Origin of the sequence: Nocardioides sp. NPDC127503 (genome assembly GCF_040302165.1) — a bacterium.
Taxonomy (GTDB): domain Bacteria; phylum Actinomycetota; class Actinomycetes; order Propionibacteriales; family Nocardioidaceae; genus Nocardioides.
In genome coordinates this window covers 44893-60550 of the sequence record NZ_JBEORH010000012.1, presented here as the reverse complement: position 1 = coordinate 60550, position 15658 = coordinate 44893, and the positions used below count along the sequence as shown (strand labels likewise).

The window sequence follows — 15658 nt, the reverse complement described above, 5'->3', positions numbered from 1 at the left end:
AGAGAAATCTAGCGTCAGGGGCCAGGGTCTCGCGCGCAGCAGCCGGTGTCAGTGACGTACGACGTTCGCGCGGTCGCGCTCGTTGAGCACCCGCCAGCCGTCATAGTCCCAGTTCCGCGCCAGCTTCTGGGCGTGCTTGGGAGCGTCGCCCTCATGGTTGCGGATGACGAGTTCGCGCACGGCGAACTCCACCGCCTCCTGGGGCGTGGTCGCGCCGGAGATCCGCTGGATCTCCTCGAGCAGCTCGGTGTCGAGCTCGATCTGGGTGACAGCCATCTTCAAGCACCTCCATGTGCGTTGAACCGGTGACTCCGGACGGATTGATCTCTACAGCCAATGTACGCGGCTGTGCGGCGTACGGAAGACCAACCTTGCTCGGATCTCATCCAGGAAGTTGGCGCAGTCGGCGAGCCCGATGTCGCACTCGCACAGGGATTCGAGACAATGCCCCTTATGGCACGCGGCAAGACCAAGCAGGACGTACCCGACGACTTCGAGGAGCACATCCTCGACACCGACATCGGGGACGAGATGCGGTCCTCATTCCTGGAGTACTCCTACTCCGTCATCTACTCCCGGGCACTGCCCGACGCCCGCGACGGTCTCAAGCCCGTGCAGCGCCGGATCCTCTACACGATGAACGACATGGGCGTACGTCCAGACCGTGGCCACGTGAAGTGTGCCCGCATCGTCGGTGAGGTGATGGGCAAGCTGCACCCGCACGGCGACGGTGCGATCTACGACGCCCTGGTCCGGATGGCGCAGCCGTGGGCGATGCGGCTGCCGATGATCGACGGGCACGGCAACTTCGGCTCCCCCGGCGGTGACGACCCGGCTGCCGCGATGCGTTACACCGAGGCCCGGATGGGCCCGGCCGCGCAGGCGATGACCGATGACATCAAGGAAGACACGGTCGACTTCCGGCCCAACTACGACTCGCGGGAGATGGAGCCGAGCGTGCTCCCCGCCGCGATCCCGAACCTGCTGGTCAACGGCGCCACCGGCATCGCGGTGGGCATGGCGACCAACATGGCCCCGCACAACCTGATCGAGGTCATCGCCGCCGCGCGCCACCTGATCAAGCACCCCGGCGCCGAGCTCGACACGCTGATGAAGTTCATTCCCGGCCCCGACCTCCCCACCGGCGGCACCATCGTCGGCCTGGACGGGATCCGGGATGCGTACGAGACCGGCCGCGGCTCCTTCAAGATCCGCGCCACCACGCGGATCGAGCCGTTCGGGCGCCGCAAGGGCATCGTGATCACCGAGCTGCCGTTCAACATCGGCACCGAGAAGATCATCGAGCGCGTCAAGGTCTTGGTGCAGTCCAAGAAGATCCAGGGCATCGCCGATCTCAAGGACCTCACCGACCGCGAGCACGGCACCCGGCTGGTGATCGAGGTCAAGAACGGGTTCGTGCCCGAGGCCGTCCTCGAGCAGCTCTACAAGATGACGCCGCTGGAGGATTCCTTCGGGATCAACAACGTCGCGCTCGTCGACGGGCAGCCGCGCACGCTCGGCCTCAAGGAGCTGCTCGAGGTCTTCCTGGGACACCGCTACGACGTCGTACGCCGCCGTTCGCAGTTCCGCCGCGACCGGGCCGCCGACCGGCTCCACCTGGTCGACGGGCTGCTGATCGCGATCCTCGACATCGACGAGGTCATCCAGCTGATCCGCGCCTCCGACAACGCCGGCGAGGCGAAGGAGCGGCTGATGTCGGTCTTCGACCTGAGCCAGCCGCAGGCGGAGTACATCCTCGACATGGCGCTGCGCCGGCTGACGAAGTTCTCCAAGATCGAGCTGGAGAAGGAGCGCGACGAGCTGCGCTCGACGATCGAGTACCTCGACTCGATCCTCGGCGACGACGAGATGCTGCGGAAGGTCGTCTCCGACGAGCTCGGCGAGGTCTCCAAGACGTTCGGCACGCCGCGACGCACCGTGCTGCTCGCCTCCGCCGGCACCCCGGCGCTCGAGGCGATGAGCCTCGAGGTCGCCGACGACCCGTGCTTCGCGCTGCTCTCCTCGACCGGACTGCTGGCCCGGTCCTCCGACGCCGAGCCGTTCTCGACGGGCTCGGGGCGCGCCAACCACGACGTGATCGTCTCGGTGGTCCCGGCGACCGCGCGCGGTCAGATCGGCGTGCTCACCTCCCGCGGCCGTCTCGTACGTCTCGGGGTGCTCGACCTGCCGGCGATGCCGCCGACCCACGGTGACCCGAACCTCTCCGGCGGCCTGCCGCTGTCCGCGCTGCTCTCGCTGGAGTCCGACGAGCGTGCGCTCGCGCTGACGACGCTGGCCACCGACGGGCCCGGCATCGCGCTCGGCACCAAGCTCGGTGTCGTCAAGCGGGTCAACCCCGAGGTGCTGCTCAACAAGGACGAGTGGGAGGTCATCAAGCTCGCCGACGGCGACGAGGTGGTCGGCGCCGCCCAGCTGCGCACCGGCACCGAGTCGCTGGTCTTCGTCACCTCCGACGCCCAGCTCCTCCACTTCCCGGCGGACGTCGTCCGCCCCCAGGGCCGCAGCGCGGGCGGGATGGCCGGCGTCCGGATGGCCCACGGGTCCAAGGTCGTCTTCTTCGGCATCGTCTCCTCCGACGCCCCCGAAGGTGCCGCGGTCGTGACCGTGGCCGGCTCGTCGAGCGCCCTGCCCGGGACCGAGACCGGATCGGTGAAGACCACGCCGTTCAGCGAGTACCCGGCCAAGGGCCGAGCCACCGGCGGCGTACGCGCGCACCGCTACCTCAAGGGCGAGGACTCGATCGTCTTCGCCTGGGTCGGCGCCGCTCCCGCGATGGCCGCTGCGGCCTCCGGGGCGCCCATCGACCTTCCCGAGATCGACCCGCGCCGCGACGGCTCCGGGATCCCGCTCGAGCAGCCCATCGACGCAGTCTCCGGGCCGGTGGCTCACACGTTCCCGGTTGCTGCCGGGTAGGGGTTGGATGCTCACCGAGGTAACTCGGTAGACGCTCGCTTCCCTCGTGGAGTTCCGCGAGGGAAGCGACTGCTCACCGAGGTACCTCGGTGAGCGTCGGCCCCCTCAGCGCAGCGCGATGGGGTTCACCGGCGCGCCGACGGCTCCGGTGACCCGCAGCGGTGCCGCGGTGAGCAGGAAGTCGTAGCGGCCGTCCTCCGCGCACGCGGAGGCGAGGCCGTCCAGGTCCCACATCTCGCCCAGGAAGAGACCGAGGTGTGGGATCGCGACCTGGTGCAGGGGCTGGAAGGCGTCGTCGAACTCGTTGGGCCGCACCTCGAAGCCCCAGGTGTCGGTGGCGATGGCGGCGATCTCGGTGCGGTGTAGCCAGTCGGCGCTGGTGAAGGAGAGGCCGGGGGCCGGTCCCCCGGCGTAGCCGCCCCAGCCCTCGCCTGCGGCGACGCCCCGGCGGGCGCGGGAGAGCTGCCCGGTGCGTACGAGGACGATGTCGCCGCGGCCCACGGCCGCGCTCTCGCCCTGGGCGGCGATCGTCTGCTCCAGGTGCTCCTCGGTGATGGCGAAGCCGTCGGGGAGCTCTCCGTCGGTCCCGACCGCGCGGCCGACGTCGAGCAGCACCCCACGACCGCAGACCACGTCGGCGACCGTCTCGATCCCGGTGACGCCGTCGCCCAGCGAGGTGACCACGGATTCGGCCGGGCGGCCGTTCCAGGCGCGCCCGTGGTCGAAGATGTGGCCGAGCCCGTCCCACTGGGTCGAGCACTGCAGCGGCATCGCGATGACGTCGTCCGCGCCGCCGATCCCGTGCGGGAACCCCTGGATGCCGGTGACCGCGTCGGTGCCGGTGTCGAGCATGGTGTGCACAGGGTTCGTACGCCGCCGCCAACCGTTCTGCGGCCCATCCATGTCGAAGGGCAGCGAGAGCGAGTAGGAGCGGCCGGTCTGAACCAGCCCCGCAGCCTCGAGCCGCTTGGCGTCGGTGAGGAAGTTCATCGTCCCGCGGACGTCGTCCTCGCCCCAGCGCCCCCAGTTGGAGACGCGTGCGACCGTCTTCGCGATCTCGCCTTCGGGATCGCTCCGATCCAGGGAGGTCACGACGCGTCCAGCTCGGCGAAGGTGTCGGCGACCCAGTCGGCGATGAAGCCGATGACGTGCGGGAAGTGATCCAGGCCGATGTGCTCGGTGGCGCCCTCCTCCGGCGTGAAGATCCGCAGCTCGCGCTTGGGGCTGTTGACCGCCTGGTCGTAGGAACGATGCGCGTACGAGAGCGGGATCTGGCGGTCGTTCTCACCGTGGGCGATGAGGAACGGCACGGTGATCTCCTCGACCACGCCGTCGAGGTTCACGTCCTCGGCGAAGTCGATGAACGTGTCGATGTCGGGCTGCCCCCACACCCACAGCACGTGGTCCCAGTAGTGCGGCACCGGGTTCTCGCCCTCACGGTCGAGGCGTCGCTTCTGCACGGCGCCCCAGTCGTGGTTGGCGCCCCAGGCCACGCACAGCGCGAGCCTCTTCTCGTACGCCGCGGCGCGAGGCGCGTAGTAGCCGCCCAGCGACCAGCCCACGAGCCCGATCCGGTCCGCACGGACATCCGAGCGCGTCTCGAGCCAGTCGACGCAGGCCGCGGCCCAGGCCTCGGTGTCGACGCGCGCGGTGAGGCCGCCGAGACGCAGCGCCTCGCCGGCGCCGCCGCAGTCGACCATCAGCGTCGAGATGCCGCGGGCGGCGAGCTCGGTGTGGACACCGGCGCCGACCATCATCTCCTTGGTCGAGTCCAGCCCGTTCCACACGATCATGACCGGCGTCGCCTCACCGTCGCGACCGGCCGGGTGGAAGTAGGCGGGCAGGGTGGTCTCGCGGCCGTTCTCGACGTACGGGATGGCGACCTTGGTGGTCGGCTGGTCGAGGAGCTCGAAAGAGCGGACCAGCAGGTCGACGCTGCGCTGGTACTCGGCGTTGCGACCCGGGTCCTTGGCGCTCTGCATCCGCTCGGCCTGGGAGACGTAGACGGAGGCGCGGAAGAGCTTCTGCCCGGCCGTACGCCGGTGGCCGGCCTTCTCGGCCTCGCCGGCCTGCTCCTCGAGCTGGTCGGCGACGCCGCGCCAGGCGGCCATGAACTCGGCGGTGCCGACGTCGGAGCCCTGCGCGGCGAGCTCCTTCAGCGGCCGGCAGGCACGGTCGACCTCGTCGATCAGGCCGCCGGAGTTGAGCGTGGCGACCACGCCCAGGTTCCACACGTAGTTGCCGGGAAAGTACTCGTACATCTTTTGTCCTCTTCTTGGTGGATATCAGCGCAGCCGGGCGGCGGGCTCGCGGCGGCGCACCGGCGGCAGCTCGGGGGCGGGCGGGGCGACGGCGACCGTGTTGGTGAGGGTGCCGACCCCCTCGACCTCGAGAGTGACGACGTCACCGGGCTGCAGCGGCTTCGGCTCCTGCGAGCCATGACGGCCCCAGAGCTCGGCCAGGCACCCGCCGTTGCCGACGGTGCCCGAGCCGAGGACGTCGCCAGCTACGACGCGGGAGTCGCGGGAGGCGTACGCGATCATCGTCTCGAAGGTCCAGCCGACGTTCGAGAGGCGGTCGCGGCCGACCTCGACACCGTTGACCGACACCGTGCACAGCAGGTCGAGGAAGCCGTCCTCGTCCCGGTAGGGCTCCAGCTCGTCGGCCGTCACGATCCACGGCCCGAGCGTGGTCGCGAAGTCCTTGCCCTTGGCCGGACCGAGCCCGACCTGCATCTCACGGCCCTGCAGGTCACGGGCGGACCAGTCGTTGAAGATCGTGTAGCCGAAGACGTACGCCCCGGCCTCCTCCGGCGGGACCGACCGGCCCTCGGCCCCGACGACGGCGGCCACCTCCAGCTCGAAGTCGCGGGCCTCGCAGGCCGCCGGGAACGGGACCTCCGCGCCCGGCCCGAGGATCGCGTGCGGGTTGGTGAAGTAGAAGGCCGGGGCGTCGTACCAGGCGTCGGGGACGCCGCTGACGCCGTCGACCGAGCGGCGTACGCCCTCGACGTGCTCCTCGAAGGCGACGAAGTCGCGCACCGAGGCCGGCTCCAGCGGTGCCAGCAGCTCGACCTCGGCGAGGTCGATGGCCTCCGCTGCCCGGGCATGGTCGGCGGCACGGTCGAGCACGTCGCGGCCGCCGGCGATGAGCGTACGCATCGAGTGCCGGACGGCGAACGGGTGCAATCCGGCCTCGGTGACCAGGCCGACGCGCGGCACGTCGAGGTCAGGATCGCGGAAGGTCGCCAGCTTCATCGGAGTCTCCTCATTCGAACGCAGCTCAGACCGGCGGGGCGACGAAGACGCCCTTGTCCGGGTCGTTGAAGGACTTGCCGGCGACCAGCTCGTCCATCGGGTTGGCGGTTCCCCACTGGTCGGAGACGTCCGGGTCGCTGAAGTCGTACAGATGCGGGTGCCAGTTGTCCTCGGCAAGCTCCTCGAGCTCGGTGGTGTACTCGACGGTGTTGCCGTGCGGGTCCAGGAAGTAGCTGAAGGTGTTGTTGCCGGCCAGGTGCCGCCCCGGCCCCCAGATCTTCTCCACGCCGGCCCGCAGCAGCCGCCCGGTGCCGCGCATGTACTCGTCCAGCCCGCGCATCTCGAAGGAGGCGTGGTGCAGCGCGACGTGCGGCCCGCGGGCGATCGCGAGGCTGTGGTGGAAGCGGTTCGTACGCAGGAACCACATCATCGAGCCCAGCCGCGGGTGCATCAGGGTGTCGGAGAGCGCGAAGCCGAGGTGGCGCTGGTAGAACGCCACGGTCTGCTCGGGGTTGGGCGAGTTGATGACGACGTGGGAGAGCTTGACCGGGACCGACTCGCCCTCCTCGATCTTGCGGTGCTGCCGCACGGCCACGTCGCACGAGACCTCGACCGTACGCCCGTCGTTGTCGAAGAAGCGGAAGCCGTAGCCGCCGCCCGGCGTCAGGACCGGGCCCGGCTCACTGACGAGCTTCACCCCGGCGCGGCCGAGCCGCTCGGCCATCGCGTCGACGTCGGCCGGGCTGGCCGCACCGAACGCGATCAGGTCCAGGCGCTTGTCGTCGGCGCGGCGCAGGCGGACGGAGTAGTGCTCCGGGGAGCCCTCCGCGGCGAGGAACGCCAGCCCGGAGTCGGTCGTCTCGGCCTTGAGCTTCCAGGTGTTCGTGTAGAACTCCAGCTGCCGCTCGTAGTCGGGTACGGCCAGGTCGACGTGGCGCAGGTGGGTGATCAGCCGCTCGGCGGGCGGGGTCTCGATGACTGGGTCGATGGCGGGCTCGGTCACGGTGTTCTCCTCGTGAGATGGGGTGGTCAGGCGGGCTGGGTGACGAGGGCGGCGACGCGGGCCATCAGGCCGGGTACGTCACCGCGCTCGTGCGCCTTCAGCCAGGTGCAGAGCTGGAGCGAGGCCTCGACGACGGCCCGCGCACGGGGCAGCCGGCGCTCGGTGAGCGCGGGCCAGACGGTGGCCAGGTCGTCGTGGCCGGTCAGCAGCTCGGCGAGCACGGCGGCGTCCTCGAGCGCCTGGGCGGCGCCCTGGGCGAGGGTCGGCGGGCAGCTGTGGGCGGCGTCGCCGATGATCACGACCCGGCCGCGGTTCCAGGGGCCGTCGACGACGTGGCTCTCGAAGTGGGTGTGGTTGACCCTCGTGGGGTCGGTCAGCGATCCGACGATCTCGTCCCAGGGCCCGTGATAGGCGCTCGCGAGCTCGCGCATCACCGCCAGCCCCTCCTCGGGACCGAGCCCGCTGCGGTCCTGGGCGGGCTCGACGATGTAGGCGTAGAGGCTCTCCTCCGAGGTCGGGCAGTAGCCGGCGATGTAGGACGGCCCGCCGTGGATCAGGTCGGTGCGCGTGACCGAGGCGGGCCGCTCGGTGAAGGCACGCCAGATCCCCATCCCGACCGGCTCGGGCTCGACGTCGATGCCGATCGCCCGGCGCGTCCACGAACGCACCCCGTCGGCGCCGACGACGACGTCGTAGCGCCCGTGCGACCCGTCCGCGAACGTGACGTCGACGCCGGCGTCGTCCTGGGAGAGCCCGGTCGCGGTGGCCCCGAAGCGCACCTTGGCGCCGGCGGCCCTGGCTCGCTCGAGCAGGGTCCGGGCCAGGGCGGGGCGGTACATCCCCACCGTCGCGGGCAGGTCCGGGCCGCCGGTGCGATGGTCCTCGAGCTCGACCAGCAGCGTGCCGGCCGGGTCGGGCGCGCGCAGCCCGAGGGTGTCGTACCCGTAGCCCTCCGCCCTCACCTGCTCCCACACGCCGAGGTCGCGCAGCACCCGCAGCGCGTTGCCCTGGAGGGTGATCCCGGAGCCGAGGGCGGAGACGTCCGGCTTGGCCTCGACGAGGTCGACCGAGACGCCCCGCTCGGCGAGCAGGATCGCGGTCGCCGTCCCGGCGGTTCCGGCACCGATGACGAGAACCGAGCTGATGGCGGGCATGAGAGCTCCCTGGATGTGCGAGATGGTGGAGTGACGAGCACCACTCTGAACCGCGCGCAACTATTCGGGAAGAGCAGATTTCCTATCCCGCCTATACATCGCGTTTATAGTCGGACCATGGCGACCGATCCGCTCCGCAATCTCGATCTCAACCTGCTGCTCTCCCTGGACGCGCTGCTCGAGGAGCGCAACGTGACCCGTGCGGCGGAGCGCCTCGGGCTGAGCCAGCCGGCGGTCTCGGCGGCACTGCGGCGCCTGAGGCGTCACTTCGGCGACGAGCTCCTCGTCCGCACCGGCAACCGCTACGACCTCACTCCCCTGGCCACCCAGCTGCGCGGGACCACCACGACAGCCCTGGTCGGCGTACGCCGAGTCTTCGAGGCCGAGCCGGGCTTCGACCCGGCGACCTCGACCCGCGAGTTCACCGTGGTCGCCTCCGACTACTCGACGACCGTGCTCGGCGATCACCTCGCGACCGAGCTGGCCCGCGAGGCCCCCGGCGTACGCCTCCGGTTCCAGCTGCAGACCCACGGCGACGTCGACCAAGCGCCGGAGTCGCTGCGGCACGTGGACGGTATGGTCCTCCCCCACGGCTTCCTCCAGGACCAGCCCGCGGTCGAGCTCCACACCGACGGCTGGGTGCTGGTCGTGTCCGCCGACAACGAGGTCGTCGGCGAGGCGATCACCATGGAGCAACTCGCCGAGATGCCCTGGGTGGTCACCCATCACGCCCCGACCGCCTTCACCCCGGCCGTACGCCAGCTCAGCATGATCGGGGTCGAGCCGGACGTCCACGTGGTGACCGAGAGCTTCCTCCCGGTGCCGTTCCTGGTCGCCGGGACCCCGCGCGTCGCGCTGCTGCAGCGCCAGCTCGCCACCCGGCTGGCGGGTGCCGCCAGCGTACGCATCCTCGACTGCCCCTGGGACGTGGTCCCGCTGAAGGAGGCGTTCTGGTGGCACCCCGCCCATCGCGCAGATCCGGCGCACGGCTGGCTGCGCCGGATGATGACGCTCGCCGCCGCGCGACTGGAGCAGTCGGAGTGACCTTCAGGTATCGACGAGGCTGATACCCGGCAGAAGCAGGTTTGGCTTCCGCAATACCTCCTGGATCTCCCACGATGCTGTGACTGCTGTCACACCATCTCGGCCTGATCCATGGAGACCCCATGTCCGACACCATCACGCCCGTCCGGCGAGCCGGACGCCCGCAGGGCATCCTGCTGATGTTCATGAGCTGCCTGCCGATCCTCGGCGCGGTGCTGCTCGCCCCCGTACTACCCCGGATGCAGGACCATTTCGGCCACAGCGGCGCCGCGACCGCGCTGGTGCCGCTGTCGCTCACCGTCCCGGCGCTGATGATCGCGCTGCTGGCGCCGTTCGCGGGCAGCATCGTGGACAGGTTCGGGCGCAAGCGGCTGCTGCTCACCGGCCTGGCGGTCTACGCCGTCTTCGGCACCGCGCCGCTGTGGCTGGACGGGCTGGGCGCGATCGTCCTCAGCCGGGCGGGGGTCGGCGTCGCCGAAGCGGCGATCATGACCTGCTGCACGACGCTGATCTCCGACTACTTCAGCGGCACCGAGCGCGACCGCTGGCTGGGCATGCAGACCGTGTTCGCGTCGCTGTCGGCCACGGTGTTCTTCGCCCTCGGCGGGGCGCTGGGTGCCCAGGACTGGCGCAACCCGTTCTGGCTCTACGCCTCCAGCCTGGTCTTCCTCGTCCTCGCCGCGGCGCTCATCTGGCAGCCCGCCGGCGAATCCACCTCCACCGAGGAGCACGCCCCGCTCCCGCCGCTGCCCACCCGCGCTCTCGCGCTCCCGTGCGCGGTCACCGTCGTCGGCGGCATCGTCTTCTACACCCCGATCGTGGAGCTCCCCTACGTGCTCGACGCGGCTGGGATCACCGCCGTCCCCGCCATCGGCGCGTTCGCGGCGCTCGCCTCCCTCGCCACAGCCGGTGGTGCGTACGCCTTCGGCCGGGTCTCCGGCCGCGGCACCGCCACGCTGCTGCCGATCGCCTTCGGGCTGGCCGGAACCGGCCTGGTCGTGCTCGGTGCCACCTCGCTGGTGCCGGTCATCGTGCTCGGTGCGGTCATCGCCTCGGCCGGCACCGGCCTGATGCTGCCCACCCTGCTCGTCTGGGCCGTGTCCGGCCTCACCTTCGAGCAGCGCGGTCGCGGCACCGGCCTGTGGACCGCCGCCCTGTTCCTCGGCGAGTTCGTCTGCCCACTCCTGATCGTCGCCTTCACCGGTGCCCTCGGCGGCCTCGGTGCCGCCGTCGTCCTCGTCGGCGCCGTCGCCCTCCTCCTCGCCCTCCTCACCCGTCGCGTCCTCACTCGCGACGTCGCCCTCACCGCCTGATCCCGGGAGTAGATCCACATGTGTCATGTCCTCAACGAGGCCGTCGCCTCGATCCCCTCGACCGACCGGCGCCGGCTGCTGTCGATGGTCGGCCTCGGAGCCGTCGGCGCGGTGACCGCGACAACCATGGGTACGCCGGCGGCGGCCGCCGCACCTGCGGCCTCGACCGGGCGCCGATCGAAGGCGCGGACCCGCGTCGTACTGCTCGGCACATCGGGCGGTCCGGCCGTGCTCGACGGCGGCCGGCACGGGGTGTCGACCGCGATCGCCTTCGAGGACAAGGTGTACGTCGTCGACCTCGGGGTCGGTGCCTTCGGCCGCCTGCAGCAGAGCGGCCTGGCTCCGGACACCGGCCTGGGTTCCGCGCTCTCCTGGATGCGCGGCATCTTCTTCACCCACCTGCACAGCGACCACACGGTCGACTGGCCCACGACGTACGCGATCGGGTCGATGAACATTGTCGGGCGCTCCGGCGGACCGGTCCAGGTGTTCGGCCCGGCTCCCCGGGACACCCTCACCCGGGTCTTCCCACCCACCCGGCCGGCGCCCGCCCTGGTCAACCCGGACGAGCCGATGCCCGGCATCTCCTCGATGACCGGTCATCTGCGCAACGCGTTCGCCCAGGACTTCAACGACCGGCTACGGGACAGCAACTTCCCCGACCCGGACACGCTCTTCGAGGTCCACGACATCGACCACTCGGCCGTGTGGGCGATCGATCCTGAAGGCGTCCCGCCGCGGCTCGACGCCCCGATCCAGGTCTGGAAGGACGGCGAGGTCACCGTGACGGCAACACTGGTCGACCACCGGCCCACCGCTCCGGCGTACGGCTACCGCTTCGACACCCCGGACGGTTCGGTCGTGGTCTCCGGCGACACCTGCGTGAGCCAGAACCTCATCGACCTCGCGCACGGCGCGGACGTCCTGGTCCACGAGGTGATCGACCCCGAGTTCGTCGAGCGGCTCACCGCCTCCCTGCCGCCCGAGACCGCAGACCCGGTCCGCAAGCACCTGCTCGAGTCACACACCACCATCGAGCAGGTCGGCCGCGACGTCGCCGAACCCGCCGGCGTCGGCACCCTCGCCCTCTCCCATCTGGTGCCCGGCAACAACCCCTCGGCCCGCTGGCGCAAGGCCCAGCGAGGCTTCTCGGGAGACCTCGTCGTCGGCGAGGACCTGATGGTGATCCCTGTCGGCCGCGCACGCTGGAACAGCTGAGGAGGTTATGAACCGGCTTCCCCCGGGTACCGGGTCACTCCGTTGCCAGGAGGGAGCCGGTCATGAGAACTGCCGTCACATCAGTCGTCGTCACGGTCGTCGGGCGGACCGTCCGCCCTGACCGCGGCATCGTCAGGTGATGCCCGACACGGGGCGATCGGCTCGCTTCCGCGCGCGAGTCCGCCAGCTTCCGTGGGTGCCAGCCCTGACGACGGCGGGCGCCGGAGCCATCGCCTTCTGGGTCGGTGCGGTCTTCCCCGGGCCGGCGGGCGAGTTCCCGTACTACGCGCCCTTGGGCGCCGTGGTCGCCATGTCCACGACCGTGATGGGCTCGGTGCGCAAGTCCGTCCAGAGCATCATCAGCATCTGGCTGGGCTCGGCGATCGCGCTGGCCATCGGGGCCGTCCTCACGCCCAGCCCCGCGACCGTGGCTCTGGTGATCGCGGTGGGAACGATCGCGGGGAGCTCGGGTTGGCTCGATGACAAGGGCCACTGGGTCCCGACGGCAGCCTTGTTCGTACTGATCATCGGCACGGACGATCCGGTGGCGTTCGTCAGTGCCTTCGGCGGACTCACCCTGATCGGGGCCGCTATCGGAGTCGTGATGACGGTGCTCTTCCCGCAGCTGCCTCTCGCGCCCACGGAGCGGGCGATACATGACGTCCGGGCCGAGGTGGTCTTCCAGCTCCGACTGTTGGCACATGCTCTGCAAGGCGACGGGCCGCCGACACAGACCCAGTGGAGTGAGTGCCGGGCAGAGCTGGAGCCGGCGGTGCAGCGCATGCGAGCCGCCAGACAGCTCGTCCTCGACGCATCCCGCGCCAACAGGCGGCTAGAACACCACCGATACCGCCTGGACCTACAGCTCGAGCAGGCAGCAACCCTCGAGCGGGTGTGCTTCCTGGTCGAGGAGCTCACCCAGCTCCTGGAAGAGGAGGAACGGGCGGGAAACGATCACGTCGGGCTGGGCCCGGAGCTGAGGCCTCACACTGCGGTTGCACTGATCGCTCTCGCGGACCTGGTGCGATCGGGCGACGGGCGCACCGTGGACCCAGGGGTCAAGGCGGACACACAAGACGCCCTGGCCGCACTCGTCGACCGGATCCACGACGTCCGGGCGGGCGAATCCACGGAGGACGAGCTCTTCACCGCGGGCAGCGTCGTCACGACCATCCGGCGGTGCATGGAGACTCCGCGTCCGGACAGCGCCTCACCTGCCACCTGCCAGGGCGCGGATCGAGGACCGGCCATCTGACCACCGGAGGCCACCTGGACACCACGGGAGTTGCGGGGCGTGGCATTCTGAGCCGCATGCCCATGAGCCTGCCACGCCTCGCCTTCGCTCTCGTCGCCCTTCTGGCCGCGCTTCTCGTGATGACTTCGTGCGGCGACGACGAGCCGACCAAGGGACGTACGCCGCAGCAGGTGCTCGCAGCGGCGCAGAAGCACCTCGACGAGACGAGCGGGATCAACTTCTCGATCGCCTCCGACGACCTGCCCGAGGGCATCACAACGCTGAAGGCGGCGACCGGGACGCTGACCCGCGAGCCCGCCTTCGAGGGCACCCTGACCGTGCCGGTGATGGGCACGGAGGCGAAGGTCGAGGTGGTCTCGGTCGACGGCGTCGTCTACGCGAAGCTGCCGTTCACGACGGCGTTCCAGGAGCTCGACCCGGCCGACTACGGCGTGCCGGACCCGGCCGCCCTGATCGCGCCGGAGACCGGCATCTCCTCGCTGCTCGGCGCGACCCAGGACGTGAAGATCGGCAAGTCCGTACGCGGCGGCGCCGACAACGACGAGATCCTCTCGACCTACACCGGCACCCTCCCGGACACGGCGGTCCAGAAGATCCTCGCCGGCGCGACAGGCGACTTCGACGTCACCTACATCATCAACGACTCCGACGAGCTCACCGAGGCCACCATCAAGGGCCACTTCAGCGGTGAGGGCGAGGCGGCGTACTCCTACACGATCGATGTGACCGAGTACGGCGTCGAGAAGGAGATCGCCAAGCCGTGAAGGTAGTCCTGTGGCTGGCGGCCGTCGCGGTGGCGTTCGCCGCCGCGGACACCTACGTCGTCGTGCTGGCGCTGCCGGACATGATGGCGGGCGTCGGGCTCTCGATCGAGGAGCTGCAGCGGGCCGCTCCGCTCATCTCGGGCTTCCTGCTCGGGTACGTCGCGGTGCTACCGCTGATCGGGCGCCTGGCCGACCTCCTCGGGCACCTGCCGGTGCTCGTCGGCGGGCTGGTCGTCTTCGCGTTCGGCTCGTTCCTGACGGCGCTGTCGTGGGACCTGGCCGCGATGGTGGTCGGTCGGTTCTTCCAGGGGCTGGGCGGTGGCGCGCTCGTGCCTGCGACCCTCGCGCTGGTCGCGGCGCTCTACCCCGCTGAGCGCCGTGGGGTTCCGCTCGGACTGGTCTCGGCGGTCCAGGAGCTCGGCTCCGTGCTCGGGCCGCTCATCGGAGCGGCCGTGCTCGCCGTCGCTGACTGGCGGGCGATCTTCGGGCTCAACCTCGTCGTCGGCGTCGTCCTGGCGGTCGCCATCAGGCAGACGGGGCGCTCGGGCGCCGTCCGTGATCGCCCACGACGACCGGACCTGATCGCACTGCTGCTGTTGCTGGTCGCCGGCGTCGCGTTCGTGCTGCTGGCGATCGAGCCGACCGCTCTGGTCCAGGACCTGACCTGGGGCGCCCTCTACGTGCCCGCGGCCGGGTCCACCCGCTGGCTGACTCCGCTGGGGCTGGTCACGATCGTCGCCACGCTTGGCTTCCTGGTGAAGTGCGGCCTGCGGCCGGGCGTACGCCGCGTGCTCGCCCGGATCACCGCCGAGGTCGACCTCCTCGGGGCGCTGCTGCTCTCGTTCGCCCTGGCCGGGGTGATCCTGGCCTTCGCGACGGCGGACCCCGAGGTGGCGGTCTTCTCCGAGCAGGGCACCTGGTACCTGGTCGCCGGCGGGCTGGCGCTGCTCGGCTTCGTCTTCCACCTGCGCCGGGCACAGGACCCGATCGTGCCGCGCGGCGCGTTCGCCCGGACCCCGGCGTGGGGCTCGGTGCTGATCTCGTTCTTCGTCGGCGCGGCACTGGTGGCCGCGCTGATCGACGTGCCGCTCTTCGCCCGCACAACTATCTACGGCGACAGCCAACTGAAGGCGGCCCTGGTGCTGCTCGAGTTCCTCGTCGCGCTGCCGGTGGGTGCCATCGCAGGCGGCTTCCTGACCCGGCGGCTGCCGGCGGGCGTGATCGCGGGTGGCGGGATGCTGCTGGCCGCGGTGGCGTTCGTGCTGATGGCCCGCTGGGACGCCGACGCGCTGCGCTCGCTGGCGGCGACCGTCGTGCTCGTCGCCGGCGGACTCGGCTTCGGCCTCGCCCTGGCGCCGGTCAACGCGGCGATCCTGGCCACGACCGCGCAGTCGATGCACGGCCTGACCACCTCCTTCACCGTGGTGGCCCGCATGGTCGGCATGCTGGTCGGCATCTCGGCGCTGACCACGATCGGCCTGCGCAGCTATTACGCCGCCCAGGCCGACCTGCCGTCGCTGTCATCGGTGTGCACCGGCGGCGGCATGTGCGAGGACTACCAGGACCTGCTCATCGGCGCCGCCATCGCCCAAGAGCACACCGTATTCGCCGGCGCCGCGGTCTGCGCCGGGATCGCCGCCGTGCTCTCCGTGGTGCTGTTGCGAGGCGCGCCCACGCGGGCGCTCTCCCCCAGCGAGACCGTCACCGCCCTGTAGG

The 15658-nt window shown here is 70.7% G+C and carries 13 protein-coding genes; 7 read left to right on the top strand and 6 right to left on the bottom strand.

The genetic code is table 11. The features are described from left to right. Positions 1-48: 48 nt before the first annotated feature. Positions 49-276, bottom strand: coding sequence for a type II toxin-antitoxin system VapB family antitoxin (locus ABTW65_RS24465; protein WP_160024211.1), 228 nt, complete (start codon positions 274-276; stop codon positions 49-51). 177 nt (positions 277-453) lie between these two features. Here ABTW65_RS24465 and ABTW65_RS24460 point away from each other — a divergent pair, with 177 nt between their 5' ends. Next, complete coding sequence (locus ABTW65_RS24460; RefSeq protein WP_350665001.1) at positions 454-2934, top strand: DNA gyrase/topoisomerase IV subunit A; 2481 nt, start codon at positions 454-456, stop codon at positions 2932-2934. A 105-nt stretch (positions 2935-3039) separates the two neighbouring features. Here the strand turns inward: ABTW65_RS24460 and ABTW65_RS24455 are convergent, their stop codons facing one another. The 5 genes from ABTW65_RS24455 to ABTW65_RS24435 are packed head-to-tail and all read right to left on the bottom strand — an operon-like array spanning position 3040 to position 8348. Next, the gene (locus ABTW65_RS24455; RefSeq protein WP_350664999.1) at positions 3040-4026 is read right to left on the bottom strand and encodes a cyclase family protein; all 987 of its coding nucleotides are present in this window, start codon (positions 4024-4026) and stop codon (positions 3040-3042) included. Then, positions 4023-5195: an alpha/beta hydrolase family protein gene (locus tag ABTW65_RS24450; RefSeq protein ID WP_350664997.1), complete on the bottom strand. Its 1173-nt coding sequence runs from the start codon at positions 5193-5195 to the stop codon at positions 4023-4025. The genes ABTW65_RS24455 and ABTW65_RS24450 overlap by 4 nt, the downstream gene beginning before the upstream one ends. 24 nt (positions 5196-5219) lie before the next feature. After that, the gene (locus ABTW65_RS24445; RefSeq protein ID WP_350664995.1) at positions 5220-6191 is read right to left on the bottom strand and encodes a fumarylacetoacetate hydrolase family protein; all 972 of its coding nucleotides are present in this window, start codon (positions 6189-6191) and stop codon (positions 5220-5222) included. Positions 6192-6216: 25 nt separating this feature from the next. Beyond that, the gene (locus ABTW65_RS24440; protein ID WP_350664993.1) at positions 6217-7194 is read right to left on the bottom strand and encodes a VOC family protein; all 978 of its coding nucleotides are present in this window, start codon (positions 7192-7194) and stop codon (positions 6217-6219) included. A gap of 26 nt (positions 7195-7220) precedes the next feature. Continuing rightward, positions 7221-8348 (bottom strand): FAD-dependent monooxygenase, encoded by a 1128-nt coding sequence (locus ABTW65_RS24435; protein WP_350664990.1) that lies wholly within the window; start codon positions 8346-8348, stop codon positions 7221-7223. Positions 8349-8465: 117 nt separating this feature from the next. Between ABTW65_RS24435 and ABTW65_RS24430 the strand changes: the two genes are divergently transcribed. From ABTW65_RS24430 to ABTW65_RS24405, 6 genes are all read left to right on the top strand, one after another. Next, positions 8466-9392, top strand: a complete 927-nt coding sequence (locus ABTW65_RS24430; RefSeq protein ID WP_350664988.1) for a LysR family transcriptional regulator — start codon at positions 8466-8468, stop codon at positions 9390-9392. A gap of 122 nt (positions 9393-9514) precedes the next feature. Continuing rightward, entirely contained in the window at positions 9515-10705 is a 1191-nt protein-coding gene (locus ABTW65_RS24425) for an MFS transporter (protein ID WP_350664986.1), read from the top strand. An 18-nt stretch (positions 10706-10723) separates the two neighbouring features. Then, a complete protein-coding gene (locus tag ABTW65_RS24420) occupies positions 10724-11923 on the top strand; it encodes an MBL fold metallo-hydrolase (protein ID WP_350664984.1) in 1200 nt (399 codons plus the stop codon). A 196-nt stretch (positions 11924-12119) separates the two neighbouring features. Next, on the top strand, positions 12120-13178 hold the full coding sequence (locus ABTW65_RS24415; protein WP_350664981.1) for an FUSC family protein: 1059 nt from the start codon (positions 12120-12122) through the stop codon (positions 13176-13178). A 56-nt stretch (positions 13179-13234) separates the two neighbouring features. Then, positions 13235-13942 (top strand): LppX_LprAFG lipoprotein, encoded by a 708-nt coding sequence (locus tag ABTW65_RS24410; protein WP_350664979.1) that lies wholly within the window; start codon positions 13235-13237, stop codon positions 13940-13942. After that, positions 13939-15657, top strand: a complete 1719-nt coding sequence (locus tag ABTW65_RS24405; RefSeq protein WP_350664976.1) for an MFS transporter — start codon at positions 13939-13941, stop codon at positions 15655-15657. Before ABTW65_RS24410 ends, ABTW65_RS24405 begins: the two co-directional genes overlap by 4 nt. Position 15658 lies beyond the last annotated feature (1 nt).

Bases quoted from the DNA above. Each gene is read 5' to 3' on its own strand.
- ABTW65_RS24465 (WP_160024211.1), bottom strand. From the start codon at position 276: ATGGCTGTCACCCAGATCGAGCTCGACACCGAGCTGCTCGAGGAGATC.
- ABTW65_RS24460 (WP_350665001.1), top strand. From the start codon at position 454: ATGGCACGCGGCAAGACCAAGCAGGACGTACCCGACGACTTCGAGGAG.
- ABTW65_RS24450 (WP_350664997.1), bottom strand. From the start codon at position 5,195: ATGTACGAGTACTTTCCCGGCAACTACGTGTGGAACCTGGGCGTGGTC.
- ABTW65_RS24445 (WP_350664995.1), bottom strand. From the start codon at position 6,191: ATGAAGCTGGCGACCTTCCGCGATCCTGACCTCGACGTGCCGCGCGTC.
- ABTW65_RS24435 (WP_350664990.1), bottom strand. From the start codon at position 8,348: ATGCCCGCCATCAGCTCGGTTCTCGTCATCGGTGCCGGAACCGCCGGG.
- ABTW65_RS24430 (WP_350664988.1), top strand. From the start codon at position 8,466: ATGGCGACCGATCCGCTCCGCAATCTCGATCTCAACCTGCTGCTCTCC.
- ABTW65_RS24425 (WP_350664986.1), top strand. From the start codon at position 9,515: ATGTCCGACACCATCACGCCCGTCCGGCGAGCCGGACGCCCGCAGGGC.
- ABTW65_RS24420 (WP_350664984.1), top strand. From the start codon at position 10,724: ATGTGTCATGTCCTCAACGAGGCCGTCGCCTCGATCCCCTCGACCGAC.
- ABTW65_RS24410 (WP_350664979.1), top strand. From the start codon at position 13,235: ATGCCCATGAGCCTGCCACGCCTCGCCTTCGCTCTCGTCGCCCTTCTG.